Consider the following 25,551-nt stretch of genomic DNA (forward strand, 5'->3'; position numbering starts at 1 on the left):
TATGCCGACAAGGTCGTCGACGACCTGCTCTACCCGGTCGACGACGTCATGTCGCCCGCCGTCAAGGCCGACTTCGTCGAGTCGTTCACGCCCGCGGCGACGGTCAAGGGGAAGCAGTACGGCATTCCCTTCACCTCCAGCACCCGGCAATTGATCTACAACACGGACCTGTTCGCCAAGGCCGGAATCACCGACCCGCCGAAGACCTGGGACGAACTCAAGGCCGCCGCGACCAAGCTCAAGGCCGCGGGCGTGCCCACGCCCTTCGGCCTGCCGCTGGGCAAGGAGGAGGCCCAGGGCGAGTTCATGAACTGGGCGCTGGGCAACGGCGGCGGCTACCAGACCAACGGCAGGTACACGGTCAACAGCCCGCAGAACGTCGAGGCCCTGAACTGGGTCAACGACAACCTGGTCAAGACCGGCCTGACCGAGTCCAACCCCGGCACCAAGAACCGCAAGGACGTCTACACCGACTTCTACGGCGGCAGCGTCGGCATGGTGAACAGCAACCCCACCATGATCGCCACGCTCAAGAAGGACTACCCGAACCTCAAGTACGCGACCGCGCCGATCGCCGGCAGGACCGGTCCGCTGAACGAGACCCTCGGCGTCGCCGACTGGATGATGGCGTTCAAGAAGAACGGCAAGAAGGACCAGATCAAGGCCTTCGTCGACCACGCCTTCAGTACCGACCAGCAGATCAAGTTCCAGGAGCAGTACAGCTTCCCGCCGGTGACCAAGTCGGTGATGGCCAAGATGACGGCCAACCCCGCCAACGCCGGCCTCAAGCCGTACATCGACCTGCTCCCGAAGGCGAAGTTCTACCCGCTCAACGACGTCGCGTGGGACGTGCTCTCGCCCAAGATCAAGGAGCAGTTGGGCAGCGCGGTCTCCGGCAAGTCGCCCAAGGACGTGCTGGACCAGCTCCAGAAGGAAGCCGAAGCGGCGGTCGCCCAGCAGAAGAGCTGATGTGTCACAGCTGATCACGCCGCTGGAGCGGGCGGGCGACCACGACCTCTTCGCCCTGCTTGGCGACCTTCTTCAGGGCGTGGTCCAGGCGCGGGGCTCGGGCGGCGAGCCGGGCGCTCAGTTCGTCGCGCCGGCGGCGGACGGTGGACTCCGACAGGTTGTTGCCGCCCGCCATGTCGGCCGGGCACCGGTCGTGACGCAGCACGGCCAGGACGATCACCGCGATCCTCCCGCGGCGGGATCCGCCACCGGGACCGTATCGCCTTCAGGTGTGTCCTCCTCCACGCCCGGTGCGCGGTGCGGGATCAGCATCAGCGCCTGCCCGCCCACCCGCCCGGGCATCGGCGCGGCCGAGGCGCGTTCGCCGGCGAGCTCTTCGCTCACCCGGTCAAGGACGCGTTCGGCGACGCGAGTTCGTCCCGTTCGGCCCGTACCTGCGCCGGCTGTGCGGTCGGCTGTTCTTCGAGTTCGTCCAGTTCCGCGCTTACCGACGGCGGCGGGGTGGGTCGGGCGGTCGATGCGGTAGACGTAACGTGCCCGGCCGTCGATGGGGTTGTCGGGTTCCAGCGAGCCATTGGTGCCGCTAGGCGGAACCGGTGGTGCCGGCCGGCGGAGCCTGTTGATAGAGCGCTACCAGCACGCCGTGGACGGGCTGGTCCTCTGTATCTTCCTCGGCCTCGTCGACCAGGTTGGTGAGGGTCTCGCCGAGTTCTCGTGCCTGCGCGGGGCTGAGACGCAGGTGGCGCATCGTCAGGGTCTCGGCGGGTGAGCGGTCCAGCTCCTGGGCGAACGCGGCAAGCATGGCGGCGGTGCCTGCCGCTTGGGGTTCGGCGACGACCATGTGGCGGGCCGTGCGTTGGTAGTACTGCTCGGTACCGCCGCGGACCTGGCGGGTCTCGGCGATGTGGACCAGCCCGGCTTCGCGGAGCACTTTGAGATGGTGGGCCACGTTGCCCTTCTTCGCGTCGAGCTGCGCCGCGAGCCGGCTGATGGTGGCGGGCCGTTGGCCGAGGGCGAAGAGCAACCGCTGCCGCAACGGGTGGGCGAGCGCCGCAAACTGCTCGGGCGCGCCGATCTCCAGGACATCCTCAGGAGGCGGCGGGAAGGAAGGCTGATCACGCATACCGAAAGTGTCTAAACTTCTTGACGCTTTTGCAAGGGCAGTGCTCTACTCCTCGCCATGACGACTCTGACGAAGATTCCGCCCGCCCCTGTCATCGACGAGACAGCCCGGCTGCTGACCGAGCACTACGTTTTCCCCGACATAGCCGAGCAGCTCGCCGGCCTGCTGCAACGACGCCTCACCGAGGGCGCCTACGACGTCGACGGCCCCGAGGAGCTCGCCCGGCTGGTCACCGCGGACCTGCAGTCCGTCAACGGCGACCGACACCTGAGACTGAAGCACCACGTCGACCCGGTGTCCCCGAAGCGGGGGGCGGCCACCCTGGACTCCATGCGCCGGGACTTCGACACCTCGCTGGGCGGTGCGCCCCGGGTGCAGTTGCTCGACGGAGGGGTCGCCGTGGTCGAGCTGGCACCGATGCTGTTTCCGCTGGAGTGGGCCGCCGAGCCGCTGAGTGCCGCGCTCACCGTGGCCTCCCGCGCCCAGGCGCTGATCGTGGACCTTCGGTCCAACCGGGGCGGCGACCCGGACACGGTCGCCTTCGTCTGCAGTTACCTGCTCGACGAGCGCACCCACCTCAACACCATGTCCTGGCGCCGCGGCGAGCGCATCGAGCAGTCCTGGAGCCTGCCGCACGTTCCCGGCGCGCGCTTCGGCGGCAGCAAGCCGTTGTACGTGCTGTCCAGCGGCAGCACCTTCTCCGCCGCCGAAGAGTTGGCGTACGACCTCCAGCAACTCGGTCGCGCCGTCGTCGTCGGCGAGCGCACCCGCGGCGGTGCACATCCATGCCAGGGCTGGACCGTGCACCCACACCTGGAAGCCACCGTGCCCGTCGGCCGCGCCATCAACCCCGTCTCCGGCACGAACTGGGAGGGCACCGGTGTGCAACCGGACATCCCTTGCGCTGCAGGCGACTCCCTCGACCGCGCGCACGTACTGGCCCTCGCCCGATTGGCAGACTGACCCAGTCCAGCTCACCGACAGCAGCACGCGAGTGCTCCCGTATCCAGTTCGGCAGCCGGCTCCGGCGGCGACGGCCCTGTCTCCGGCGGCCCTCGGTGTGCTCACACCGCGCACGACCGGGCCGGCACTCCGCGCACCGGGCCGAGGGTGTGGTTATGACGAAATCCCCGCAGTGCAAAGCCTATCCAAGTGATCTGTCCGACGCCCGCCGGGCGCTGGTGGAGCCGGTCCCGGCGTGCCCACCGCAACCCGGGGCATCGACGCCGGAGAGAGAATCGACGGCCGCAAGCGCAATGTGCGAGGGCTCGACCCTGTGCGGGTCAGGGCTTGTGCTGCATGATCCAGGTGGGCAGGGGCTCGGTTATCGTGTCCAGGACCTCCCAGCCGGCTCGGCGGTACATCTCGACGTTTTCGGGGTTGCCGGTCTCCAGAACCGCCGGCAGTCCGTGCTCGGTGGCGTGCCGCAGTCCGGCTGCCATGACGGCGTGGCCCCAGCGCTGTCCGGCGTGTTCGGGGTGGGTGCCCAGGACGCCGAGGTACCAGAAGGGCGCGGTGGGCAGCACGTCGTGCACGGCGACGTCGTAGGCCCGGACCCGGGCGGCCGCGTCGGCGGGGAGCACCGAGGTCCAGGGCTCGCCCACGGCACCGCTCTCGGCGGCGGCCGGCGTCGAGGTCGCGGGCGGTTCCCAGATCGCGACGGACCCGCCGCTCCCGACCGTCCACACCGTCTCCTTGTGTACGCGCTTGTCGAAGAGGTGACCGAAGAACGCTGCGGCGTACGGCGGGTAGGTGACATCGTCGGGAAAGAGGTACCGCAAGACCGGGTCGCCGGGGAACGCGGCGACCAGCGAGGCCACGACCCGTTCGCGATCCGCGGGCGTGGCGATGGTGATCTTTGCTTCCGTCATAGGCGCGGACGATAGCCCAGGTTCCGGGTTCCCGCGCATGTGGGGAAATCACGCCGGTGCTCGGTATCGGGCCGGCCGGGCGCGACACAACCGACGGTGTTCCCGGATCTCATGGACAACTCCCTGATATCCACAGGGCCCCGTTTCGGAATCGCGGCACGAACGTTCTCGGTTCTCGCAGGCATCGCCGGCAGCAGGAGGTTCACGCCTGAAGTGCGGCCGAGGTGGATGAGCACGCCGTGCCGGACCCGTGCCGGCCGCACCCCCTGCGTGGCCCAATGTGCGCGGTGTGCCCACCCGGACTCGCGCGGAACCGGCCGATGCGATCCGGGGGCGGCAACACCTGCGACCCGCGCCGCATTCGCACGACGTGTTCCTCTACGTTGGTCGGGATGGAATGCGCCCGAGCGGCTATCGCGCGGGACCGGCGACGCGGCAAACGTACGGAGACGTCATGCCCTTGTGGGACAAGGTCGAGCAGTCCGTCCGGCACATGCAGACGCAGTTGACCGCGAAGAGGCGGGAGTTGACCAGTGACGCGTTTCGGGACGCGAGCATGGCGATGTGCGCGCTGGTCGCCGCCGCGGACGGGACGATCGACGAGGCCGAGACGCGGAAGGTCGCGCAGCTGATCGCCGGCAACGAAGCGCTGCGCCAGTTCGACAAGGACGACCTGCAGCGTCGTTTCCACGCCCACGCCGACCGGTTGTCGACCGACTTCCGGCTCGGCAAGGCACAGGTCATGAAGGACATCGCGAAGGCCAGGGCGAAGCCGGACGAGGCGCGCGCGGTCATCCGGATCGGCATCGTCATCGGCGGCGCGGACGGCAGGTTCGACCCGAGCGAGCGGACGGTCATCCGTGAGGCGTGCGTCGCGTTGGGCATCGCCCGTGCCGAGTTCGGACTCTGAGACGAGGACCGCAGAGTCGTCATGGCCCGCCGCGGACCCGAGCCCGGTGGCGGCCGGATCGCCGGGAACACCTGCCGGCCGAGGCGGGCCCCTGCCGCTCGACGGGCCCGAACAGCGCTCCCACGCCCTCCACTTGCCGGTCATCCGTCGGCGCTGCGGCACAGTCACGCAGGATCTGGTCGAGTTCCGCCACCCAAGGCACCGACACATCACGGAAATTCCACACCAGGCCGAGCCGCCCGCCCGGGCGCAGCACCCGGGCAGCTTCAGGGACGGCTCGTTCCGGGTCCACCCAGTGCCACGCTTGCGCACAGACCACGACGTCCACGCTTGAATCCGGCAGTGGGATCGACTCCCCGGTCCCGTCCAGAACCCGCACATCGGGAAGCACCCGCGCGAACTGCTCGCGCATCCCGACCGAGGGCTCCACCGCGACGACCTCCCGGCCCGCGGCACGCAGCGCCCGGGTCAGCTTGCCCGTACCCGCACCAAGATCAACCACGGTTCGCGCGTCCTCGGGCACCAGCCAGGCCACCGCCTCCGGCGGGTAGGGCGGGCGGCCACGCTCATAGGCGTCCGCTGCGGCACCGAACGACCGCGCCTGACGAAATTCTTCCTGCTCCCCGGCTCTCGTCATGCCAGGCATCCTGCCAGGTGCCGCTCGGTGCGACAGCGGACGAACCGGACGGTGCGGAGCACGACGACACGGTGCAAGACCTCGCGATCCAACGCGGCGACCTCACCGACCAGGACGAGCGGAACTACCGGGACGAGGTCCCACGGGCGAAGTGGAGTTCATCGACCCGGACTTCACCCACCACCGCGCCCTGCTGCCCCTGTGGCATCCCTATCGGGGCGGCATGGACCACGTCACCACCCCCGAGTTCGGCCGCCGACGCGCCGCCGAACCCGAAGAAGCGCCCCGCCTGCACCGCCGCTCCGCCACACCACCGCCGGCACCGACATCACCACCACCTGGCTCGACCACGCCCAGGCCGAACTCGACGACGCGTTGCGCCGCCTCGGCGAGGCGCGTCGAACTGCGGCCTGACTCCATCACCGGTTCGAGCCTGTACGTCGACGGCGGCCTGAACCAGATCTGAGTTCCATGGCCGCGCATCCGGCGAGGATGGCGGCGCGTGGCCGGCCGCGCTCGCTCGGGACGGGCGAGCCCGGCAGCCTCGATCGTAAGCCGGCCGGCCGGGCGGGCCGAGGTCGGGCCTGCCGCAGCGGCGCGAACGTGATTCGCCGCACCGGCGGTTTCTTGTCGCCGGCACCGGACGCGGCGCCGCAGGAGACCGCGGGCAGGAAGAGTCCGATCAGTGAGCGGTATGTCCGCGCGTCAAGCAGGTCTGGACGATCAAGGCGGTCACGCTCGGGGCGACCCGTCACCCTCGTCAACGAACGGTACCGACGCCCCCCGGCCGCGGCGTCCTCGCTGGACTCCGTACAACACACGAGCGAATCCACGCCGACCGACCGACGCAACAGTTTCACCAGAGGTTGAGGTAAAGGACCCATGACAACAATCGGCATCATCGGCGCAGGAGAGGTCGGTAGCCAGATCGCGCGTGCGGCGATCGCCAAGGGCTACGACGTCTTTATCGCCAATTCACGAGGACCCGAGACTTTGCAGGACCTCATTGACGAGCTCGGCCCGTCGGCGCGTGCCGCAACCGCTGCCGGCGCCGCTGCCGCCGGTGAGTTCGCAGTCGTGGCGGTCCCTCTCAAGGAGGTCAACGACATGCCTGCGGAGGAGTTGGCAGGCAAGATTGTGCTTGACACGAACAACTACATGGTCTGGCGCGATGGCCATATCCCGGTCATCGACTCGGGTGAGAAGACGGTTCACGAGCTACGCCAAGGGCACCTTCCGCGCTCCAAGGTCGTCAAGGCCTTCACCCACATCCAAGCTCCCCGCATCACCACTGCGGGGAGGGCGGCGGGCACCCCCGGCCGACTGGCGCTGTCGGCCTCGAGCGACTTTCCCGAAGCCGTGGAACTCGTGACGCGACTGTATGACCGGTTCGGGTTCGACACCGCCGACAACAGCCCGCTCAGCGAGTCGTGGCGCAGCGGGCCCGGTCAACCCGCGTGGGTCGCGCACGAGCACCAGACCCGTGCCGAACTGATTGCCAACCTCGCCAGGGCGCGCCGGATCATTCCCGCCGCAACCGCCGAGGTCGATGGCGGGTAACTGCGCTTCACCCGCAAGCCCACCGACACGACCGCCACGGTCTGGGACGACCCTTTCGGCTCGCCCGCGCGGCGGGCGAGCGGGTCTCGGGCCTTCTCGTGTCTGGGGCTGGATCGTCGGGAGTATCAGGATTTTAGTCCCTGATAGTCCCGGATCGTCACCTCGCCCCGTGGGGCGACGCCCTCGGGGCATGGAGCTCGTCCGGCCACAGCATGGTCTGCGGGGTGAGGACGTCGCCTTGCGCGCGGCGCGCCGGTATCGGATCCGGCCGGAAATGCTTCGTCACCGGCCCGAGCCGGTGCGGGCACGCGGGCCGCACGCCCGGAGCTGTCCCGGACGGAATAGGAACGCGCCCTTGCCCCTCGTGGCCGTCAGCCGGGGCTTCCGGGGCTGCGGTGGCCGTAGCGGGTGAGGTCGGCGGAGCGTTGGCCGGGGGGTTGGAGGTCGGCGTAGGGGTGTTGGAGTGCGCCGGTGCCGTGGACGAGGACGCGCCGTGGTTGGGCGGGGGTGGGGTGTGGGGTGGGGGCGCCGAGGAGGTCGAGGGCGGCCTGGGGTCCGTGGTCGCGGCGGAGGGTGGCGATCTCGTCGAGGTCCCAGGCCATGGTGCCGACGACGGTGCGCCGGCGGCCGCGGACCTGGACCTTGCCTCGGACCAGGAGGAGTCCGGAGTGGAAGACGGTGTGGGCGCAGGCGGGGTGGGAGTCCTCGAAGAAGGCGAGGTCGACGAGGCCGGAGCCGTCTTCGAGGGTGACGAAGATGACGCGTTTGCCGGAGGCGATGGGTGGGGTCTGGGTGGAGGCGCGGACGCCGGCGACGAGGACTTGTCGGCCTGCCGGTTGTTGAGCGAGGTGGGTGGCGTCGACGGCGCCGATCTCGCGGAGGAGTCGGTGGTGGTGTTCCATCAGGTGGCGGGAGAGGTCGATGCCCAGGATGTGGAGTTCGGCGCCGACGGCTTCGCGGGTGGTCATCTCGGGGAGTCCGCTGGGGGCGGTGGCGTCGAGGCGGCTGTCGGCGAGGGGGAGTTGGCCGTCGCCGACCCTGCGGGTGCGGCGATGGAGTTCGGGCAGTTGCAGGAGCAGGTCGCGGCGGGTGAGGCGTCCGTCGTGGAGACAGTCGAGGGCGCCGATGCGGGCGAGGTGTTCGGCGGTGGGCAGGGCGGGGCGGGCGCGTTGCCACAGGTCGGACAGTGAGGTGTAGGGGCGGCCGGCGTCGAGGCGGGCGCATTCCTCGTCGGTGATGCCGCGCACCGCCGACAGCGCCAGCCGCACCCCCCACGTACCGTCGCTCGTCTGCTCGATGGTGTGGCCGGGGCGGGAGTGGTTGACGTCGACGGGCAGGATCGGGACCCGGTGGCGGCGGGCGTCGGCGACGATCACCCGGCGCGGCCACATCCCCGGATCGTGCTCGAGGAGTCCCGCGTACAGCGCGGCGGGGTGGTGTGCCTTGAGCCATGCGCTCTGCAACGCCGGGACGGCGAACGCGACCGCGTGCGCGCGGCAGAAGCCGTATGCGCCGAAGCTCTCGACGATGCGCCAGACCTCGTCGCGTACCTCGGGGGTGTAGCCGCGGGTGGCGGCGTGTTCGTGGAACCAGTCGCGGACCTGTGGCATGCGGTCGCGGTCGGACAGGGCGCGGCGGGCGACGTCGGCGAGCGCGAGGTCGCAGCCGGTCGTCGTGGCCAGCAGGCCCATGATCTGCTCGTGCCAGATGGTGACGCCGTAGGTGTCGGCGAGGACCGGTTCCAGGTCGGGGTGGGGGTAGGTGGGGGCGGCGCCGTGGCGGGCGGCGATGTACTGCTCCGGCATGCCCCCTGCGACCGGCCCGGGCCGGAACAGGGAGATGTCGGCGATGACGTCCTGGACGCCGCGCGGCTGCAGGCGGCTGAGCAGGTCCTGCTGGCCCGGGCTCTCCAACTGGAACATGCCGATGGTGTCGGAGGCCTGGATCAGCCTGAACGCGAAGAAGTCGTCGAGCGGCACCTGATGTGGGTCGTCGAGGTCGATGTGTGTGCCGGTGGTGCGTTCGACCTCGGCGACGGCGTGCGCCATCGCGGACTGCATCCGCACCCCCAGCACGTCCAGCTTGATCAGGCCGAGGGCTTCGACCTCCTCCTTCGCCGCTTGGACCATGGGGAAGGCGTCGCCGGGGGTGGGTTGGACCGGCAGCCGGTCCAGCAGGCTGGCGTCGGTGATGATGACCCCGCAGGGGTGCATCGCCATCCCGCGCGGCAACGCGTCCAGTCGCTCGGCGAGTTCGAACAGCGGGCCGTGGCGCTCCGCCTCGGCCGCGAGCTGCCGCAGTTCGGGCAACTCGGCCAGCGCGGTGGTGATCCCGCGGGCGCGGATGTGGGGGAAGGATTTGGCGATGCGGTCGATGTCGGGTGCGGCCAGGCCCAGGGCGAGGCCGACGTCGCGCAGTGCGTGGCGGGCCCGGTAGGTCTCGGGCATCGACGTCACCGCGACGCGCTCGCTGCCGAACCGTTCGAAGATCCTGCGGTAGACGTCCAGGCGCCGGGCGGACTCCACGTCGATGTCGACGTCCGGCAACGAGGACCTGCGTTCGGACAGGAACCGTTCGAACAGCAGGCCGTGGTCCAGGGGATTGGCGGTGGCGATGTCCAGCGCGTGGCACACCATCGACCCCGCCCCCGACCCGCGCGCCGCCACCCGCACCCCCATCTCCCGCACATCCGCGACCACTTGGCCGACCGTGAGGAAGTAGGTGTCGCACCGCAGCCGTCCGATCACCTCCAGCTCCCGCGCCAACCGCTCCATCGCGACCTCGTCGCGGTCCAGGCCCCGCCGGACCATTCCGGCCTCGCAACGCTCGCGCAACACCCGCGCCGCCGAGTCGTCCGTGGCGCCCACCACGGCCGGCTCGGGGAAGAACGTGCCGCCCAGACCCAGGTCCTTTACCGGATCCACCCGGCACTCGTCCGCGGTCGCCGCGGTCCGTGCCAGCAGCACCCGGGCGCGGTCGGGTCCGGCGCCGGCGGCGTCCGCGATCCGGGCCGCGACCGCCGCCATCGCCCCCGGGTCCTTCAACCAGCGCTCGCGCGGATCGAGAAAGTCCGGGCGGTGGAAACGGATCGGGCGCAGCAGGCGGGCGGCGTCCAGGACGTCGGCGACCTTGTACTGGTCGGGGTCGGCGTAGCGCACGGCGTTGGTCAACACGGCGGCCACCCCGACCCGGTCGGCGAGCTGGACGGTCCGAGTGGCCAGACGCAGCGAACCCGGCCCGGTACCCGACGACCCGTAGTACAGACACTCCAGGCGCAGCGCATCGCCGAACAGTTCACGCCACGGCGCCAGCAGGTGCTCCGCGGTGTCCGGGCGGCCGTCGGACAGTGCCCTCACCGGTTCCGAGGTCGGGCCGAGCAGCACGGTCAACCCGGGCCCCGCGTGTTCGCGCAGCGCCGACCACGGCACCACCGGCGGCCCTCCGACGGCGTGTGCGGCCGAGACCAGACGGCACAACCGCGACCAGCCCTCGCGGTCCCGGGCGAGGAGGGTCACGCGCAGAGGGGGTTGTTCGACGTGGGCCCCGCCGCGGACCGGTGTTCGGCGCCGCCGCGCGCGAGGTGTGTCGGGCGCGGCGGGGGCGACGGAGACGTCGACGCCGAAAATCGGGCGCACCCCGCGCTTCGCGCAGGTCTGGGCGAAGCGGACCGCGCCGCCGACGGTGTCGCGGTCCGTCAGGGCCAGGGCCGACATGCCTCGCTCGGCTGCCCGCGCCACCAGGTCCTCCGGGTGGGAGGCGCCGTACCGGGCCGAGTAGCCCGACGCGGTGTGCAAGTGCGCGAAACCGTCCACCGCACACCTCCGCCCGCGTCCACCCCCCTGTCCGAAAACCACCTCTCATTCGGACAATAGTTCGAATAGATCAACTTTGCCAACCGTCCTCCCTACGACGGGCAGCGTTGGTTGGCACGCCCTTCGTGCAGGGAGCGGGCCGGCGGGGTTGTGCTGGGTTCGGGTGGCCCGCCCGGTGCGGGCGCGGCACATGAGCCGGTCGAGAGCGTCCGCGAGGTTCGCTTCGGGCGTGTCGGCGTCCGTGCGCCGGGCCGGCGCCGGCAGCGGTCCCGGACTCAGGGCGTGCCGCGCACCGGGCGCTCGGGACGCGGCGTTGCCGACAGGGGAGGGGTGAGGAGCGGCTCGAGCAGCCGAGCGAGCTGCTCGCGCTGTTTTGGATCGAGTCGACCGGTGGCCGGTGCGAGGGTGTCCCGGACTTCCTCGTACAGGCGCCGGGTGAGGTCGCGTCCGGCGTCGGTGATCAGGACGACGACGGCGCGCTTGTCGTCGGGGTCGGCACCACGTGTCAGCAGCCCGCGGCGTTCGGCGCGGGCGATGAGGCCGGACAGGGTCGACTTGTCCAGGCCGAGGAAGGCCGCGAGGTCGCTCATGCGGGGGCGTCGGTCGCGCAGGATGCCGAGCACGCGCAGCTGGGTGAGGGACAGGTCGTGCTCGGCGCCGATGCGGGTGAGAACGCCCATGACCTGGAAGGCGCTGCGGACCAGGCCGTCCAGCAGGGCGTCCGTGGAGTCGTCGGGATCCATGAATGCCACCCTACTTGACATTGTTTGTATTACCAACAATCCTCTCAGTGATTGGTATTACAAACCAACCTGTGGGAGTTCCTCATGCATGCTGCGGTCATCACGGCGTTCGACGCGCCGCCCGTCTACGGCGAGCACCCCGAGCCTGTGGCCCAGGGCGAGCACGAGATGGTGGTGGACGTCCTCGCGGCGGGCCTGCACCATCTGACCCGGGCCAAGGCGGACGGCACCCACTACTCCGCCACCGGCGTCTTCCCGCTGGTGCCCGGCGTCGACGGCGTCGTGCGTGACCCGTCGGGCCGCGTGCGCTACGCAGTACTGGACGACACGAACCTCGGCACCTTCGCCGAGCGCACCGTGATCGACGCACGCCGAAGCGTCGTCCTGCCCGACGACGTGGATCCCGTCCGGATCGCCGCCGGGATGAACCCGGGCATGTCCTCCTGGGTCGCCCTGCGCCGCCGCATCACCTTCCGTGAGGGGCAGCGCGTTCTCATCCTCGGCGCGACCGGCAGCGCCGGACGCATGGCCGTCCAGATCGCCAAGCGGTTCGGCGCCGCCCGGATCTTCGCCGCCGGCCGCGACACCACTCGCCTCGAGGTGCTGCCCGACCTCGGTGCGGACCGGGCGCTCGCCTTCGACGAAATCACCGCCGCCGCCGAGGTCGACGTCGTCCTCGACTTCGTGTGGGGCGCTCCCGCCGCCGGCGCCATGCTTGCGATGCTTACCGCCCGTGCCGACCGCTCTGTCCCGCTGACCTGGGTCCAGATCGGTTCCATGGCGGGCGAGTCCGCCCCGATCCCTTCCGCGGCGCTGCGTGGCGCACGGTTGAAGATCGTGGGCAGCGGCATCGGCTCGGTCTCCGCCCGTGACTTCATCGCCGAACTGCCCGAGCTGGCGACAGCGGTGACCGAGGGCACCATCGACGTCCAGGCCCGTGCCGTGCCACTGGCCCAGATCGCGCAGGCATGGTCCGAGAAGACCGGCGAGCGCCTGGTCTTCGTGCCCTGAAGCCCTCGGCCCACCTCACGTGTCCCGGCTGCCTGCCGCCGCTCCACGCGGCAGGCGGCCGGGCAAAACAAGGAGTGGGTCATGACAAACGTGTTGGGCTCGAACAAGCGCCTCGGCACGTCTGAAATACGCCAAAGTAGACCGCCGTTCCATGCCGTACAAGGCGCTCCCGCTCGGATTGCGCGGCCTGAGCGCCGGATCGGCCGAGGTGTTCCACCGCCGCGACGAAGCAGTGATCAACGCTTCGGGCGCCGATGCGAAGAAGGTCGGCGCGGCCGCCGACGATCGAGGCGCCGGGCCCCCGTGACGTGGGCCATTTCGCGGGCATGGGCCTGGACGCGGCCGACATCGACGTATCCGCCCTCCCGTTCCGGCTGCCCAGCCCGGCGATGGAAGGGTTCATGACCAGCCTCGAAGCGGTCGGCACGGTCATGGCCGAGCGCGCCACCGCGCTCGGCGTGGACATCGTCCGCGGCGCTCTGGTCACGACCGTGATGCAGGACGACGAGTCCGTCACCGTCACGGCAGGCGGACAGGGGTGCCAGGCCCGCTACCTGGTGGGCTGCGACGGCGGACGCAGCACGGTGCGCGGCCTCGCCGGCTTCGACTTCGTCGGCACGGACCCGCTCTTCACCGGCTACGTCGCGCGCGTCACCTTCGCCGACCCGCAGGAGCTGCCACTGGGCTTCAACCTGACGCCGAACGGCATGTATCTGCGTACGCCCTTCGAGGGGCACCTGGGCATGATGGACTTCGACGGCGGCACGTTCGACCGCTCCAAGCCTTTGACCCGCGAGCACCTCCAGGAGGTCCTGCGCCGCATCACCGATACCGACGTGACGCTCACCGATGTTCATCTGGCATCGAGCTTCACCGACCGTGCGATGCAGGCGACGACCTACCGCAAGGGCCGCGTGCTGCTCGCCGGCGACGCCGCGCACATCCACTCCCCCCTCGGCGGCCAGGGGCTCAACCTCGGCATCGGTGATGCCGCCAACCTTGGCTGGAAGCTCGCCGCGACCGTGCACGGCACCGCGCCCGAGGGCCTGCTCGACACCTACACCCGTGAGCGCCACCCCGTCGGCGCCGCGATCCTGGACTGGTCACGCGCCCAGGTGACCACCATGGAGCCCGGCCCCAACGCCCCCGCGCTGCGGCAGCTGGTCCACGAGTTGCTGAGCACCACAGACGGAACGACCCTCGCCTACCGGAAGACGACCGGGCTGTTCAACCGCTACGACCTGGGCGGCGGCCCGCAGCCGCTCGTCGGCTGCACCGCCCCTGACTTCTGTTTCGAGGACGGCACTCGCCTCGGTGAATTGTTGCGCCAGGGCCGGGGCGTGGTCCTCGACTTCAGCGGCGACCACGCGCTGCAGCGTGTGGCCAAGAGCTGGGAGGGCCGGATCCAGTACGCGGCGGCGTGGCACGCAACGACCTCGGATTCAGCGCCCTGCTCATCCGCCCGGACGGCGTCGTGGCCTGGGCGGACCATCACGTCCCCGACCTCGAGGCGCTATAGCAGGCCGCGACCCGTTGGTTCGGCAGCCCGCAGAATCGGTTCGGCAGCCTGGCTGTCTCCCACGCAAGCACCAGCGTCAGCCGGTTGCGTCTACCGGAGCTCTCGCTGCGGAATCTTGGGCGTCGTGACATGACGGCATCAATGTTTCCAGCGGCGAGCCGAGCCGATCAGGTTCGAACTGAGCGCGAACGCCGTAGCGGTCCTGGATGAAAGGTCGGAATCCTGGGGACAAGGGTGTCCGTAGTGCATGATTATCCGTATGGAGAAGCCTGACTTCACGCTCTCGCGCGCCCCTGTCGCATACGCCTGCATGATCGTTCGCAAGCCCGCCGAGGAGGTGTTCCGTGCTTTCGCCGACCCGGATGCGACCTCCCGATTTTGGTACAGCAAGAGCAGCGGGCCGATGGTCGCGGGGGCCGAGTTGCGCTGGGAGTGGGAGACGTACGGTGCATCGGCCGAAGTCCGGGTCAAGGAGGTCCAAGAGGGCCGGCTGATCCGGTTCGAATGGGGCAACTACGGGCAGCCGACCACCGTTGAGTTGCGGTTCACCCCACACACGGCAGGAGCCACGTTCGTCGAGGTCACCGAGACCGGTTTCGAGGGCTCGGGGGATGATGCCGTGCGTTGGGTGAACGACACCGTCGGCGGATTCGCTACAGCCCTGTGCGCCATGAAAGCCCTGCTGGAACACGGCATCGAACTCGGCGCCGTCCCCGACCATCATCCAGCCTGACCGGCACCCACGCCGTGTTCCGTGGCTTGGAGCGGCAGAAGTAGCCCCACCGGCGAGAGCCTTCGGATACGAGCAGACTTCGTTCGCCAGTGATGCCGAAGTCGTAGCCGTGGAAGCGGAGTTCGTTCTGCCATGCGGGGCGGCGTCGACCTCGTCCCACAGTCGACGTGGCCCGCCTTGGACAGCCTTGCCGATACCGGGTCGGTCGTCGGCCAGCGCCCAGGAACGTCCTCGGTTCCCCACAACTGTCACGCGGCCCCGCCCTCGAGTGTCGCGCCGCGTCGAATCCGGCGCTGCCGTCGTCGCGTTGGCCGCGCAACTCCACGAAGCCACGCCGCGCACGAGCTTCCCCGACGCGGTGTTGGCGGACTTCCTGGCCGAGCTCGCGGAGTCGTCGCTGCCCGGGGACCCCTAACCCGTGAGGGTGAGCAGGTGTTCGCGATCGTCGCCGAACGCGACCCTGGCCCCGTCGCCCAGGCGGCCCTGCATGCCGACCTCGGGCGTGTACGCGGGTCCCGGTCGACTCGGCGGCTACCCGACAGGTGGGCCCGGCACCTCGGCGGAGGGCCGAGCGGCCTCGCCGAGCCGGTACACGCTTCCCTGCGGGCCGACGGTGGCGCCGAAGTCCCGCAGCCTGGGCGGCTGGACCTTCTTCCACGGGATCACGGCGTTGTGGATCTCCTGCGTGCGTCCTTGACCGCCTCGTCGACACCTGAACCCACCGGGCGGCGGTTCGAGGCGTACAGGGACGGCAGGGGTGGACGTCCCACGGTCGCGCCCGGCCACGACCTCGCACCCGCAAGCCTCGATGGCGCCCCGGTCGCCGACGCCGGGAATCGGTAGCCGACGGTGAGCGCGTTCGAGGCGCGCTGAGCCCGGGCGCGGGCCGGGTCAGGGCGGATCGGTCCGGCTTGGTTCAGCCTGATTCGGTCTGGTTCGGTCTGGTTCAGTCTTGTTCGGCTTGGTTTCGCCGTTGGACAGGGGCGGCGCGCGTGAGCGTGCCCGGGGAGATCGGGTCCGGCGCTTCCGGGGTGCCTGGCCCCGGGAGGCTCGGCCTCGGAGGGCCGGGCTGTGGGTGCCCGCGCCTACGCGTCGGTCGGTCCTCTCGCGCCGACGGCGGCGACCGGCCGCCTGGCCACGTTCGCCGTGAGTCGAGCGCCCTGCCTCCGATCATCGGAGGCAGGGCATTCAGCAATACGCCGTGGACCTTCGCGGCTTGGTCGACCACCGCGTTGTCGTCGGCTTCGGTGGCATTTTGCCGGGGTGGTCGTGCAGGCGGGTGGATGGCCGTCGGGTCGACGGTGGCTTTCCTGTCGTCCCGGCCGTCGAAGTCCGCGGTGAGCAGGAGCGCCACCACCAGGTCGGTGGTCGTGGCGTGTTGGGTGATGCGTTGCATGGTGCCCCCAAGTGCGGATGTCCGGGGGTGGACGGATGGCGGCGTGGGTGGTTGCACCGGATGGACCCGTCACGCGGCGATCGGCGTCGTGGTGGTGGGACGAAGCGTTGGGAAGTCCCTCTGTTTTCCCGGATCAGGGCGGATAGCTTGCCGAGGCCGTCAAGTGCCGGTCCTGTCCTGGAGGTTGTCCGATGAGAACGGTTGCGGGGGTGCTCGGCATCGCGTACGGGCTGATCGTGGGGTGCGCCGGAGCGGCCGGCATGGTGTGGGGGCTGAGCTCCTTCGGCGAGGTGGGGTGGCTGGTCTTCCTCGGCGTGTTCGTCGTCGCGCTCGGCGTGGCCCTGGCGCGCAACGGGTGGAAGCTCCTGAAAGGGGAGCCCGGGGCGGACGATCGGCTGATCCAGTTGCTCATGGTGCCTGCGGGCTTGTCCGGAGTGGCGATCGGCAGCATGGTGGCCCAGGCCGATCTGTCCACCGGTGCGGTGCAGAATCAACTGGCGGGGTTCATCGCGGCCTTCGTGCTCTCGGTGGCAGCGATCCTGCTGACTTCTCGGGCTTGAGCGGAGGTCTTCGACCTTTGTCGATGCTTCGGACGTCGACGAGTCGGGTCGGCTTCCGCGCGTTCGCCGGGCCCGGCATGAGTATGTGAGCCGGCGCGCCCCTGCGTGCTCGGCATCCGCTCGCGCGGGCCCTCGAGCAGATACCCGCAGCCTCGCCGGGGCCGTCCGGGCGCTGCGCCTCTCGCGTCGCCGGGCGCGCCGCTGCGCTTGCCTGCCCCGGCCCAGGGATGCCGCCTCCGCGCACGGCGGTTCGCGTCAGCGAAGGTCGAAGGGGATCGCCTTGTCCACCTCCGGCTTCAGGCACGCGTTCGCACTGCACGCGCCGTAGCTGACGACCACCTCGGCACGATGGCCGCCCGTTCGGCGCACGGGCAGGGTGAACGTGACCGGACCGTCCGGGTAGACGGGGAGTTCGGTCGTGAGACCCGTCAGCCGCAGGAGCCGGGTCGAACTCCCGGTCGCCGGCGGGCCGTCGGCGGCGAGGTCGCCCCGGACCCCGATGCGGGTCGGGACCCCCAGACCGTCGATTCCCCCCGCCGGGAGATCGACGCCGTAGATGTGGAAGCCCGGTTGGGGGGTGAACGTCACCTCGAGTTCGCGCCGGTCCTCGTGTGGCGGGCGAAGCGTGGCGGTGACGGTGACGCCGCTCGCGGTGACACTTGCCGTGAGCGGGGTCGAGGCCGGGGCCGGGGCCGGCGTCGATCCGCATCCGCACAACGCCACGACCGTTGCCGCCACCCACGCCGACGCCATGGCGGACCGGTGCCGGCGCGGGCGGGTCGTCATTCCCGCCCCGCGTTGCCGCGTGCCCAGCGGGTCAGGAATGCGGCGACCTGCCCCGGGTCCAAATTGCGGGCGTTGGCCAGCGACCCGTCGTTGGTGGCGGTGCGAACGCTCCCGTCGGGCGCGAGTACGACCAACGCGGGGATTCCGCTCGTCGCGAGGTCGAGGTAGCGGGCGGCGACATCGAGATTGCGGTCGAACTCGCCGACGTCGACCGGGACGACGACATAGTTCTTCGCCAGCAGTGGTTCCACCTGTGGGGATCGGAACAGGTTGTGCAGGACCCGACAGTCCGGACACCAGTTGGCGCCGAAGTCGAGCAACACCGCGCGATCACTCTGTGCGGCGGTCGCCAGCGCGGTACGGATGTCCGCGTCCGCGTCGCGTGTGGAGTCGAACCCCTTCGGCACGGTCGAGGTTCCGGGAGACGACGGCGTGTTACCGGCCCCGTCGAGAGGGCCTTTGGATGCCGTCGGAACGGACGTGGACGGGGCCGCTGTTCGGGAAACGGGGGCTGCGGCGTCGTTCTCGGCCCGTGGGATGTCGGCGGAGTCGTTCGCGCCGCACCCCGCAGTAAGAAACACCGCCGCCAGGACGGCTGTCAGGCATGGACGCAGGCCGCGCACGTTATCCCCCTTGCTGAGAATGGTCGCCGGAAACTACCAGTACTACGAATGGAGTTCGCACCTGGGGCCCTGGCCCGAAAGGAGGCGGGAATACGGAACGTCGGGCTCTGGTGGCATTTTTCCCTTCGCCAACGCGCCGCGCGTCACACGAGTCGGGCAGTCCGTCCGGGCCGGGCCGGTGGATCGTGGGTGTCGTCGGTCGGGTGGGGCACAGTGCCGCCGATATGAACAGCCTGTCCGCGATGCTCGCCGGCCGCGACCGCGTCAACCTTTCGATCACCGGCAAGCACCCCGGATCAGGCTTCGCTCCCTATACCTTCCGCGACGAACTCACGCACGGCGCGGCGGTGTGGCCACACATGGGCAACGGGACGGGCCCACCCGACATCGTGCTCGCCTCCGCAGGCCGACGGCAGCGGCGTGACGCACCCGCCTCGAACACGATCTCGGCGGCGGCGGTGGAGTTGGAAGGGTTCCTGGACGCGGTCCGGCGTATCGGCGGGTTCCCATCTGGCGATCGCCCGTCTCCCCGGCGGCGCCTGACGCGCGCAACGGGGTTCGGCAGGTCCCAGGTCGTGGTTGATGTGAAGGGCGCGGCGCGTTGCCTGGTGCGGGGGACGCGGGTGGTGGTCGTCACGGTGGCGTCCCGTGACCGCATACGAGCGGGCGGGCTGCGCGAGCCGGTGTATGGAGGCTGGGTGGCCGTTGTTCGGGGGCTTCCGGTGCGGGAGCCGGGTACGGGGGTGGGTCCGCCTGCGCCGGGTGGGCGGGAGCACGGCCCGGGCCCGCTGCCCGCCTGCGCTGTGGTGGTTTGCCAGGTAGTTCGCGTCCGGCCGTGATCGATTCGTTCGTCGGCGCATGCAAGACCGGGGTGTCCTGCCGGTCTTCGGGGTGCGGGGGACCGGGTCGTGCGTGGTGGCCGCTCACGGGCGGTCCGACGAGCGTGGTGCGTGGCGGGTTCGGCGCGGTCTCCCCGGAGCGCGCGAAGGCGGGACGCTGGGGCGTCGCAGGTGGTTGCCGATGGCTTTCGGGAATGTCCATCCCCGATCCGGAGGCGGTTGCGGGTCGCTCCACGATCGCGCCTGGGAGACCAGGGCCGCCGGCGCGTCGGCGTTTCGGCATCGACCTTCGGGGGTGGATCGCTGTGCCTCATGCCGTTGCGGTTGCCCGCGTAGTCGCGCCGTACGGCCTATCAACGATCACGGGCATGTCGCACCAAGACGGTGGAGCAGACATTTTCCGGCGCGGATCGTCGTTTCTGCGCCCTTGGCCCCGGTGCCTCGGCCCGTGGCCCGTCTCGTGGGCGAAGGTCGGGGTCCGTGCCGCCGGGTTGTGTAAGGCGTGAGCGGGTGAGCTTCGCGTGAGTGGAACTCCCACGCGCCGGTGCCTCTTTCAGGTGAGGTTCGGCGTGTCGTCGAGTGGGCCACGCTCCGGCCGGGTAGGCGCGCTTCGTCGGGTCCTCACAGTCACTCGCGATGTGCTGTGCGGGCTGTGCCCGGCGTCGTAGTACGGGGCCTCGGTCGCATCTTCCGACCGAGGCCCCGTGCGCGTTCGCGGCGGTCCACGTGCGGGGAATCCCGGCGGTGTGTTTGCCCGGGTCGCGGAGCGTGCCGACGGAGTCGAGAATTTGCGGTGTTCGCCGTGTTCGCCGTGCCTGCGCGGCGTGGGGCCGGGGTTACAAGGTGTTCTCGCGAATATGTGCACGGCGGAGGATGGGGCTGCGGTTGGTGGGTGTCCCGAATTTTTACCGACTCGTGAGGTTCTTGTTGCGCAGGTAAAGGGTGCCTCGGGTGAACGGTGCCGATTCCCTGTGTAGGCGCGGAATTCGCGTTCCCGGCGGTGCGGGTCGGGTGGTGCGGGTGTTCGTAAATGTGCGACGCGTGGCCGGAAACGGGCAGGAATCCGGGGTGTCGTTCACCGTTTCGGACCAGCTTCGTCGGGGAGGGTGCGTCGTTAGCCGGGCGTGACTCCCCGAGCTTCCGCGTCCGCCGCGGCTTCTCCCGCTCTCGCCCAACGCGCCTTTCCCATAGGGGGTTGGGTGCTCACCCCTCGCGCGGCGACGTTCCGCAAACGGTCTCCGCACGCGTACATCGAGCGTGCGGGACATCGCGTCGCGCTTCGGCATTGTTCCGCCGACATGGAGCAGTTCGCCCTGGCGATGGTGTTGATCGTCGCGGAGTACGCGCGCCGACTCGACGACGTCCTGGACGATCCCCGTTCGTGATTTCCGGGACCGACCACTCGCCGACCATCGAAATGTGTATTTGGCATCGATATTCGTGTCGGTGCCGCGCGACGCCCGATCCCTTGAATGAGTCAGGCCCATGTACGAAGGTTATGGATACGACCCGTATCCCCCGCCCGGCATGCAATTTCCCCCGAGCGTCGCGTCGTCTCCCGGCGTGGTGGAGTGGTCGACGTCGAACGCGGCCGTGTCACCCGACGGGCTCTCTCCGTCGTTCGCGGTGGTGGGGGACCCGCAGTTCGAGGCCGATCTCGCCCGGCTGCTGGCCGGCCCGGTCGAGGAGGTTCCCGCCACCGTCGAGCTCCCGGCCCCGATCCGGGGACCGGGCAGTCATCGCCGGCAGCCGCCGCAGGCCGTCCCCCCGGTCACGGGCGGACGGCGGCTGGACCGGCTCAGCCGCACCTTGGTGGTGGTCAGCGTCGTGCTGGTCGCCGCGATCGGTGTACTCGGCGCGGTGATCACCCTCGCGCCGCTGGGGCACGCCGGCGGCGCCACCTCGGGCCCGGCCCGGTGGTGGCCGGTCCTGGTCCAGGGGCCGTGGCTGGTGGCCTCGCTGTCGATCCTGCGTTCCAGCCTGCACCGCCGCCGGGCACTGCACTCGTGGATCGTGGTCGCCGCCTTCGCCGGCCTGTCCATGACGCTGTCCCTCACCCACGCCCCCATGACCCCTCAAGGCGTCGTCGTCGCCGTCCTGCCCGCCGTGGCGACCACGGCCTGCCTGCACCAACTCGTACGCCAGATCACCCTCACCCGACCACCCCGACGATCCACCCCCGGCCAAGTCCGCAAACCTCCACCCTGAACCACGCCCGCCCACGTGCCGCAAGGCGCCACATCCGAACGCCGGTATCCCGGGTGGCCGTTCCTGCGGGTCGACGGCCGTGAACCCTTGCGCCTATCGGCGCATCGTGTCCCGGACGGGGACGAACGACGGCCGGTCGTCCTCGTCCGGGCTCACCCCCGCTGCTCGTCCGGGACCTTGGCGCCCTGCCGTGGGATACCTTGCGCGGTGGGAGGTGCGCCCAAGACGCCGGCTCCTGCCTTGTGCGCTTCGGGTGGTGGGGCAACGGGACGACCCCGGCGCGGCCGGCGCCGGACCTGGCCGTCGCCGGACGAGGGGGAATCGACCCCGCATGGACGGCCCGTCCGGGTGAGCCCAGCGGCCGGGCGTCGCCCGGGCGAGAGGTTCGGTCGAACAACCCTGCCCACCGCGCTACTTCGGCCCGACCGCCAGGAGGTCCAGGAGTCGGTGCGGCGCGCGGGGCGCGGTCGCCGTCGTCGACGAGTGCGAGCAGGCGGGGCAGGGGTTCGACGACGCGGATCGGGTGTCCGGAGCGCACGTGGTTGCCGGCGTCGCGCAGGGCCCGATCCACGACGCTTCGCGTCCGGGCCACCGCGCGCAGGTTCCTTGCCCGGTGGAGTTCGTTGCGGTGGGGCAGCCACCGGCCGGCTCGGTGCTCCCTGCCCAGTGTGGTGACATCACGTTCGAGGAATTCCCAGGTCCAGTCGTCGGCGACGAGTTCGCCGCTCTCGCGGCTCGGTCGGGTGGTGCGGCAGCGCGCACACAGCCGTACCGACCGGGGCCCCCGAGGGCGGTTGGCAAGGCCACGGGCGGTCAGTCGTCGGCCGGGGCCCGGTCTCCTCGCAAGGTGACACACGGCAACGGTGATGGTCAGGCACGGGCGGGGCGAGGAAGTGGTCACGCGGATTCAACGATGTCACCGGCCTCGGTCCGCGCGCCGGGCCGGCCGGAGGCGAGGAAACTCGGCCTGTGCGCCCTCGCACTCCACCGGCCGTGCGGGTGTTGGGCTGTGTGTCCACGAACGTGTCCGCCGTCATGTTCGCCGGCGGTTAGGGTTTCGATTTGCGCAGGTCTGATGTGGGGGTTTCGGGGTAGGCGAGCGGCGTGGGGTTGGGGCGCTGGGAGAGGTGGAGCGGCATGGGGTGGACTGCGGACGGTGTGGATGGGCGGGCGTTGGTGGGGGTGGTCGCCTCGGCGTCGGCGGTGTTCGGAGATGGCGAGGGCGTTCGGCCCGCGCGGGATCTGGCCGTTGCCTTTCTCGGTGGGGTGCAGGCCGAGCACGGGCTGCCGGTGTCCGAGCGCGCGATGGACACGGTGCGGCTCGTGGTGAGTGAGTTGGTGACCAACGCTCGCAGGCACGCGCCCGGTCCGTGTCTGTTGACGTTGGAGGTGCGGGACGGTGCGGTCGAGGTGAGCGTGTGGGATGGCGATCCGACGCCGCCGGCGATCCTCGCGCCCGATCCGGCCCGGATCGGCCGGCACGGTCTGGAGATCGTGATGGCGGTCTGTCGAAGCTTCGCGGTGCATCGTGAGCCCGTGGGCAAGCGGATCTGCGCGTCCGTTGTGCTGGCCGACGATCCGGGCGGGCACGTCGCCGGTCGCCAGGCCTGAGGACCCGCGACACCACACGGCCGCTGCCGTGGAACCGGTCGAGGGCCGGCGGGATCAGGGTCTCGGTGGGAGTCGGCCGGACGACGGGCATTGGTGTCGACGCGACGTCGGCGCCTTGGTGGAGCAGCGCTTCGCAAGCGTGTCCGGGTGGCGGCCTGTTGCCTGCCCGCGGCGACTCACGCGCCAGGTCGTCACCCGAAGGTGGGCGGTTCGGTTCTTGATGGTCGTGATGCGTCGGTGAGGTCGGCGCCGCCGCGCAATAGCAGTTCCGGGTGGTCACATCGGTGGAGCCGGGGTTCGCGGCGGCGCTCGTGCGGATCCCCCGGCTGATCACGCGGGACATCCGTACCTTCTACGCGGTCGGGCTCCTGGTCAGTCAGGGGAGGGCGCCGACGAGGAGGCGTCGCCGTCGAGCATGCGCTGTTCGCCGCATAAGGGGCCACGCGTCGTTGTCGTCGCGGTCGATCGGGCGGGCGAAGAAGTGCCCATCGCCGAGCGAGGCGCACTTCCTGGTTGCGGCGGACGGGTACTCGTCGCGGTCCAGGCGCTGCCCGGCCCGGTCGCCCTGCCACTCCGTGCACACCCTTCCCCCAGCCGCGCGGTTCTGTTCCCGGAGGGCGGTGTCGATCACGCGGTGGAGTGCTGCGGGGATGTTCTTGCCGACGATCGGGGAGGAACGTGTTGCCCTGGTGGCGGAGGGCGCCGTCGATGTGGCGGGCGCTCTCGTCCTCGTCGGGGTTGCCCGGGCTGACGGCGAACGCGGGTTCGTGGTCCGAGACTCCGTTCCGCTGTCGCGGCATGTCTTGCGTGGCGGGTCATGACGGCTCAGATGCGGAAGGTCGGGATGTAGCGGCAGCCCGTCGTCTTCGCCTCGATGATGGGGACGCCGTCGCGCGGCGCGAAGTCCTGCTCGCAGTTCAGGAAAAGCAGGCCGGCCGCCTTGAGCTGCTGTTCGGCCGTGGACTTCACCTGGGCGTCGGCGGTCCCGAGGAGGCGCACGGTGAATCCCATGCCGACCCGATCGCCGGAATACGTGTCCTTGCCTTTATGAAAGGTCTCCAGCGTAGTGTTGTCCTCGTCGACGAGCAGGAACACGACCGAGAACTTCTGGCCGCCGTACCAGCACAAGGCCTTCTGCTTGCCCCCGCGAACCTTGTCCGCCGTGTCGAGTTCCGTTGCGGGACCCGTCGTTTCCATACGCTGACAGGGGCCGAGGGTCGGCTTCAGCAGCGCGGCGATCTCCTCGAACGAGCGCGCCCTGGGCAGCCCGGAGGCCGGCGTGCTCGGGTTGGGATCGGCTCCGGGGCTACCGGTTGCCGCCCCGGGGGCGGGCGTCGAAAGCGCCTTCGGCTCATCGTCGCCGCCTGCGCAACTCGTCGCCATTAAAGCCCCGATGGCCAGGGCGGCGAGCTTCGGAAACTTCATGGAACTCCCCTCTTGAGCGGGCTGATCTGCCTCGCAGTGAAGCAGCCTAAACTGCCCGCGTCCTGTCGGATGAGAGTCCGCGCAATCTGTCCTGGCCCGTGGGTCGGTCAACGCATGCGGGCCTCGCGCTTCCGCCGCGGTCGCTACGGACGATCTCGGGCGCGCCGCGGAAGGCGAGGTCCAGGCACAGCAGTTGCGGTCGGGTCGGGGGTTGTCGACGGGGGTGGTCAGGGCCAGGCGCGTGAGGGAGGCTCCGATGCAGTGGAAGGTGCCGTGTCCGAACGCGACGTGGGGGATGGGTGTGCGGATGATGTCGAAGGGGTGGGCGTCGGGGATGGACGCTCTCGTCGCGGTCGGCCGACTGGGCGTAGGAGACCACCGGTTCGCCGGCACGGATGCGGGCGCCGAGGTGGTCGATGTCGGCGAGCGGTAGCGCGGGATCCGGCTCCCGCCGGGGACCGTTCGGCCAACGTTGCTGTCGGGGGCGGCGGTTACGCTGCCGCCGTCCGCGCGCCGGGGGAGTTCCGGATACCGGGTTTCAGGCTGCGGGCGCGAGTTCGGCGCGGCCGAAGAGCAGGGCCCAGCCGGAGGGCAGCCGGGTCAGGATGCGGGTGAGGAGGTCGGGGCCGGCGAGCGCGGCGACGACGGTCAGGACCGATCCGGTGTCCCAACGTGCGACGCCGGGGGTGGTGTCGGTGCGGGCGGCGATGTCCTTGACGAAGCCCAGGCCGCCGGCGGGTCGGGGTTCGGCGGTGTGCGAGGTGAGCAGGAGGGCGGCCTCGAGGGGAAGTCGGGCGGCGAGGTCCAGGCGCTCCTGCCCGCCGAGTTGGCGGCCCAGCCCGGAGAGCACGACGCGAACCGCGTCCTCGGCCTGGGCCCGTGTGCGGTAGGCCCCTTCGAGACGGACCTTGTCCAGCAGTTCGGTGTAGGTGCCCACTGTCGTGGTCGGAGAGGGTTCGTTTCGGGTTTGCATCGTCGCGGATCGCCTTTCCGGTCTCGGAGCCGGCTGGGTGTCGGAGTGGGCGTGGGCGGGGAGCACGGTTGGCACGGTGCGCGCGGTCGAGTGACCGCGTTCCGGTGAGGGCTCCGGCCCATGTGGCCGCCCGCGAAGGGCGGTTGGGGGCCGGCGGCGGGCGCGCCGAGAGGCGGTGCGTCCGTCGTCGGCCCCGCAGGGGGGTGTCGTGGCCCTGCTTCAGGCGGTGATGACCTTGCGGT

General features: G+C 70.4%; 25 protein-coding genes and 1 pseudogene. 15 read left to right on the plus strand and 11 right to left on the minus strand.

Annotation, left to right across the window (positions count from 1 at the left end):
* The coding region (locus ACIRL2_RS50095) for an extracellular solute-binding protein (RefSeq protein ID WP_402242256.1) at positions 1-969 on the plus strand (969 nt) is incomplete at its 5' end.
* A 4-nt stretch (positions 970-973) separates the two neighbouring features.
* Here the strand turns inward: ACIRL2_RS50095 and ACIRL2_RS50100 are convergent.
* The 3 genes from ACIRL2_RS50100 to ACIRL2_RS50110 form a co-directional block, all read right to left on the minus strand.
* Positions 974-1,189, minus strand: coding sequence for a hypothetical protein (locus tag ACIRL2_RS50100; protein ID WP_402242259.1), 216 nt, complete (start codon positions 1,187-1,189; stop codon positions 974-976).
* Entirely contained in the window at positions 1,186-1,353 is a 168-nt protein-coding gene (locus tag ACIRL2_RS50105) for a hypothetical protein (protein WP_402242261.1), read from the minus strand. Before ACIRL2_RS50105 ends, ACIRL2_RS50100 begins: the two co-directional genes overlap by 4 nt.
* Before the next feature lie 199 nt (positions 1,354-1,552).
* On the minus strand, positions 1,553-2,092 hold the full coding sequence (locus tag ACIRL2_RS50110; protein WP_402242263.1) for an ArsR/SmtB family transcription factor: 540 nt from the start codon (positions 2,090-2,092) through the stop codon (positions 1,553-1,555).
* Between the two features lie 57 nt (positions 2,093-2,149).
* On the opposite strand from ACIRL2_RS50110, the gene ACIRL2_RS50115 reads away from it, so the two are divergent.
* The gene (locus tag ACIRL2_RS50115) at positions 2,150-3,055 is read left to right on the plus strand and encodes a S41 family peptidase (protein WP_402242266.1); all 906 of its coding nucleotides are present in this window, start codon (positions 2,150-2,152) and stop codon (positions 3,053-3,055) included.
* 320 nt (positions 3,056-3,375) lie between these two features.
* On the opposite strand, the gene ACIRL2_RS50120 is transcribed toward ACIRL2_RS50115, so the two are convergent.
* Positions 3,376-3,963: a GNAT family N-acetyltransferase gene (locus ACIRL2_RS50120; RefSeq protein WP_395870692.1), complete on the minus strand. Its 588-nt coding sequence runs from the start codon at positions 3,961-3,963 to the stop codon at positions 3,376-3,378.
* A gap of 454 nt (positions 3,964-4,417) precedes the next feature.
* Here ACIRL2_RS50120 and ACIRL2_RS50125 point away from each other — a divergent pair, with 454 nt between their 5' ends.
* On the plus strand, positions 4,418-4,873 hold the full coding sequence (locus tag ACIRL2_RS50125; RefSeq protein WP_402242269.1) for a tellurite resistance TerB family protein: 456 nt from the start codon (positions 4,418-4,420) through the stop codon (positions 4,871-4,873).
* A 19-nt stretch (positions 4,874-4,892) separates the two neighbouring features.
* Here the strand turns inward: ACIRL2_RS50125 and ACIRL2_RS50130 are convergent, their stop codons facing one another.
* Positions 4,893-5,510: a class I SAM-dependent methyltransferase gene (locus ACIRL2_RS50130; protein WP_402242271.1), complete on the minus strand. Its 618-nt coding sequence runs from the start codon at positions 5,508-5,510 to the stop codon at positions 4,893-4,895.
* Positions 5,511-5,661: 151 nt separating this feature from the next.
* Between ACIRL2_RS50130 and ACIRL2_RS50135 the strand changes: the two genes are divergently transcribed.
* Both ACIRL2_RS50135 and ACIRL2_RS50140 read left to right on the plus strand, forming a co-directional pair.
* Positions 5,662-5,976, plus strand: coding sequence for a hypothetical protein (locus ACIRL2_RS50135; RefSeq protein ID WP_402242274.1), 315 nt, complete (start codon positions 5,662-5,664; stop codon positions 5,974-5,976).
* A gap of 416 nt (positions 5,977-6,392) precedes the next feature.
* Complete coding sequence (locus ACIRL2_RS50140; RefSeq protein WP_402242276.1) at positions 6,393-7,070, plus strand: NADPH-dependent F420 reductase; 678 nt, start codon at positions 6,393-6,395, stop codon at positions 7,068-7,070.
* A 371-nt stretch (positions 7,071-7,441) separates the two neighbouring features.
* On the opposite strand, the gene ACIRL2_RS50145 is transcribed toward ACIRL2_RS50140, so the two are convergent.
* Positions 7,442-10,882, minus strand: coding sequence for a DNA polymerase III subunit alpha (locus tag ACIRL2_RS50145; protein ID WP_402242279.1), 3,441 nt, complete (start codon positions 10,880-10,882; stop codon positions 7,442-7,444).
* A 275-nt stretch (positions 10,883-11,157) separates the two neighbouring features.
* Positions 11,158-11,625 (minus strand): MarR family winged helix-turn-helix transcriptional regulator, encoded by a 468-nt coding sequence (locus ACIRL2_RS50150; RefSeq protein WP_402242282.1) that lies wholly within the window; start codon positions 11,623-11,625, stop codon positions 11,158-11,160.
* 84 nt (positions 11,626-11,709) lie between these two features.
* Here ACIRL2_RS50150 and ACIRL2_RS50155 point away from each other — a divergent pair, with 84 nt between their 5' ends.
* From ACIRL2_RS50155 to ACIRL2_RS50175, 5 genes and pseudogenes are all read left to right on the plus strand, one after another.
* A complete protein-coding gene (locus tag ACIRL2_RS50155; RefSeq protein WP_402242285.1) occupies positions 11,710-12,636 on the plus strand; it encodes a zinc-binding alcohol dehydrogenase family protein in 927 nt (308 codons plus the stop codon).
* 154 nt (positions 12,637-12,790) lie between these two features.
* Positions 12,791-14,152: pseudogene (locus ACIRL2_RS50160) on the plus strand (FAD-dependent monooxygenase); the annotation flags it as partial.
* 262 nt (positions 14,153-14,414) lie between these two features.
* Positions 14,415-14,888, plus strand: coding sequence for an SRPBCC family protein (locus tag ACIRL2_RS50165; RefSeq protein ID WP_402242287.1), 474 nt, complete (start codon positions 14,415-14,417; stop codon positions 14,886-14,888).
* Between the two features lie 487 nt (positions 14,889-15,375).
* Positions 15,376-15,585, plus strand: coding sequence for a hypothetical protein (locus tag ACIRL2_RS50170; protein WP_402242288.1), 210 nt, complete (start codon positions 15,376-15,378; stop codon positions 15,583-15,585).
* Between the two features lie 890 nt (positions 15,586-16,475).
* On the plus strand, positions 16,476-16,844 hold the full coding sequence (locus tag ACIRL2_RS50175) for a hypothetical protein (RefSeq protein WP_395870713.1): 369 nt from the start codon (positions 16,476-16,478) through the stop codon (positions 16,842-16,844).
* A gap of 255 nt (positions 16,845-17,099) precedes the next feature.
* On the opposite strand, the gene ACIRL2_RS50180 is transcribed toward ACIRL2_RS50175, so the two are convergent.
* Both ACIRL2_RS50180 and ACIRL2_RS50185 read right to left on the minus strand, forming a co-directional pair.
* A complete protein-coding gene (locus ACIRL2_RS50180) occupies positions 17,100-17,597 on the minus strand; it encodes a hypothetical protein (protein WP_402242291.1) in 498 nt (165 codons plus the stop codon).
* Between the two features lie 29 nt (positions 17,598-17,626).
* Complete coding sequence (locus ACIRL2_RS50185; RefSeq protein ID WP_402242294.1) at positions 17,627-18,037, minus strand: thioredoxin family protein; 411 nt, start codon at positions 18,035-18,037, stop codon at positions 17,627-17,629.
* Positions 18,038-18,477: 440 nt separating this feature from the next.
* Between ACIRL2_RS50185 and ACIRL2_RS50190 the strand changes: the two genes are divergently transcribed.
* The 4 genes from ACIRL2_RS50190 (at position 18,478) to ACIRL2_RS50205 (ending at position 22,911) form a co-directional block, all read left to right on the plus strand.
* Positions 18,478-19,092, plus strand: a complete 615-nt coding sequence (locus ACIRL2_RS50190) for a hypothetical protein (RefSeq protein ID WP_402242296.1) — start codon at positions 18,478-18,480, stop codon at positions 19,090-19,092.
* A 1,199-nt stretch (positions 19,093-20,291) separates the two neighbouring features.
* Entirely contained in the window at positions 20,292-20,477 is a 186-nt protein-coding gene (locus tag ACIRL2_RS50195; RefSeq protein ID WP_402242299.1) for a hypothetical protein, read from the plus strand.
* A gap of 100 nt (positions 20,478-20,577) precedes the next feature.
* Positions 20,578-21,300: a DUF2637 domain-containing protein gene (locus ACIRL2_RS50200; protein ID WP_402242302.1), complete on the plus strand. Its 723-nt coding sequence runs from the start codon at positions 20,578-20,580 to the stop codon at positions 21,298-21,300.
* 1,137 nt (positions 21,301-22,437) lie between these two features.
* Positions 22,438-22,911: an ATP-binding protein gene (locus tag ACIRL2_RS50205; RefSeq protein ID WP_395870725.1), complete on the plus strand. Its 474-nt coding sequence runs from the start codon at positions 22,438-22,440 to the stop codon at positions 22,909-22,911.
* Positions 22,912-23,736: 825 nt separating this feature from the next.
* On the opposite strand, the gene ACIRL2_RS50210 is transcribed toward ACIRL2_RS50205, so the two are convergent.
* The gene (locus ACIRL2_RS50210; RefSeq protein ID WP_402242305.1) at positions 23,737-24,336 is read right to left on the minus strand and encodes a hypothetical protein; all 600 of its coding nucleotides are present in this window, start codon (positions 24,334-24,336) and stop codon (positions 23,737-23,739) included.
* Positions 24,337-24,592: 256 nt separating this feature from the next.
* Between ACIRL2_RS50210 and ACIRL2_RS50215 the strand changes: the two genes are divergently transcribed.
* The gene (locus ACIRL2_RS50215) at positions 24,593-24,769 is read left to right on the plus strand and encodes a hypothetical protein (protein ID WP_395870729.1); all 177 of its coding nucleotides are present in this window, start codon (positions 24,593-24,595) and stop codon (positions 24,767-24,769) included.
* 105 nt (positions 24,770-24,874) lie between these two features.
* Here ACIRL2_RS50215 and ACIRL2_RS50220 read toward each other — a convergent pair whose 3' ends face one another.
* Entirely contained in the window at positions 24,875-25,309 is a 435-nt protein-coding gene (locus ACIRL2_RS50220) for a DUF2267 domain-containing protein (RefSeq protein WP_395870731.1), read from the minus strand.
* Between the last annotated feature and the right edge of the window lie 242 nt (positions 25,310-25,551).

Source organism: Embleya sp. NPDC127516 (genome assembly GCF_044765325.1).
Taxonomy (GTDB): Bacteria; Actinomycetota; Actinomycetes; order Streptomycetales; family Streptomycetaceae; genus Embleya.

What these genes read in the sequence shown, in the direction of transcription:
- ACIRL2_RS50110 (WP_402242263.1), bottom strand. Translation starts at nt 2,092, where the DNA reads ATGCGTGATCAGCCTTCCTTCCCGCCGCCTCCTGAGGATGTCCTGGAG.
- ACIRL2_RS50115 (WP_402242266.1), top strand. Translation starts at nt 2,150, where the DNA reads ATGACGACTCTGACGAAGATTCCGCCCGCCCCTGTCATCGACGAGACA.
- ACIRL2_RS50120 (WP_395870692.1), bottom strand. Translation starts at nt 3,963, where the DNA reads ATGACGGAAGCAAAGATCACCATCGCCACGCCCGCGGATCGCGAACGG.
- ACIRL2_RS50125 (WP_402242269.1), top strand. Translation starts at nt 4,418, where the DNA reads ATGCCCTTGTGGGACAAGGTCGAGCAGTCCGTCCGGCACATGCAGACG.
- ACIRL2_RS50130 (WP_402242271.1), bottom strand. Translation starts at nt 5,510, where the DNA reads ATGACGAGAGCCGGGGAGCAGGAAGAATTTCGTCAGGCGCGGTCGTTC.
- ACIRL2_RS50140 (WP_402242276.1), top strand. Translation starts at nt 6,393, where the DNA reads ATGACAACAATCGGCATCATCGGCGCAGGAGAGGTCGGTAGCCAGATC.
- ACIRL2_RS50150 (WP_402242282.1), bottom strand. Translation starts at nt 11,625, where the DNA reads ATGGATCCCGACGACTCCACGGACGCCCTGCTGGACGGCCTGGTCCGC.
- ACIRL2_RS50155 (WP_402242285.1), top strand. Translation starts at nt 11,710, where the DNA reads ATGCATGCTGCGGTCATCACGGCGTTCGACGCGCCGCCCGTCTACGGC.
- ACIRL2_RS50165 (WP_402242287.1), top strand. Translation starts at nt 14,415, where the DNA reads ATGGAGAAGCCTGACTTCACGCTCTCGCGCGCCCCTGTCGCATACGCC.
- ACIRL2_RS50170 (WP_402242288.1), top strand. Translation starts at nt 15,376, where the DNA reads ATGCCGACCTCGGGCGTGTACGCGGGTCCCGGTCGACTCGGCGGCTAC.
- ACIRL2_RS50175 (WP_395870713.1), top strand. Translation starts at nt 16,476, where the DNA reads ATGAGAACGGTTGCGGGGGTGCTCGGCATCGCGTACGGGCTGATCGTG.
- ACIRL2_RS50180 (WP_402242291.1), bottom strand. Translation starts at nt 17,597, where the DNA reads ATGGCGTCGGCGTGGGTGGCGGCAACGGTCGTGGCGTTGTGCGGATGC.
- ACIRL2_RS50190 (WP_402242296.1), top strand. Translation starts at nt 18,478, where the DNA reads ATGAACAGCCTGTCCGCGATGCTCGCCGGCCGCGACCGCGTCAACCTT.
- ACIRL2_RS50200 (WP_402242302.1), top strand. Translation starts at nt 20,578, where the DNA reads ATGTACGAAGGTTATGGATACGACCCGTATCCCCCGCCCGGCATGCAA.
- ACIRL2_RS50205 (WP_395870725.1), top strand. Translation starts at nt 22,438, where the DNA reads ATGGGGTGGACTGCGGACGGTGTGGATGGGCGGGCGTTGGTGGGGGTG.
- ACIRL2_RS50210 (WP_402242305.1), bottom strand. Translation starts at nt 24,336, where the DNA reads ATGAAGTTTCCGAAGCTCGCCGCCCTGGCCATCGGGGCTTTAATGGCG.
- ACIRL2_RS50215 (WP_395870729.1), top strand. Translation starts at nt 24,593, where the DNA reads ATGCAGTGGAAGGTGCCGTGTCCGAACGCGACGTGGGGGATGGGTGTG.
- ACIRL2_RS50220 (WP_395870731.1), bottom strand. Translation starts at nt 25,309, where the DNA reads ATGCAAACCCGAAACGAACCCTCTCCGACCACGACAGTGGGCACCTAC.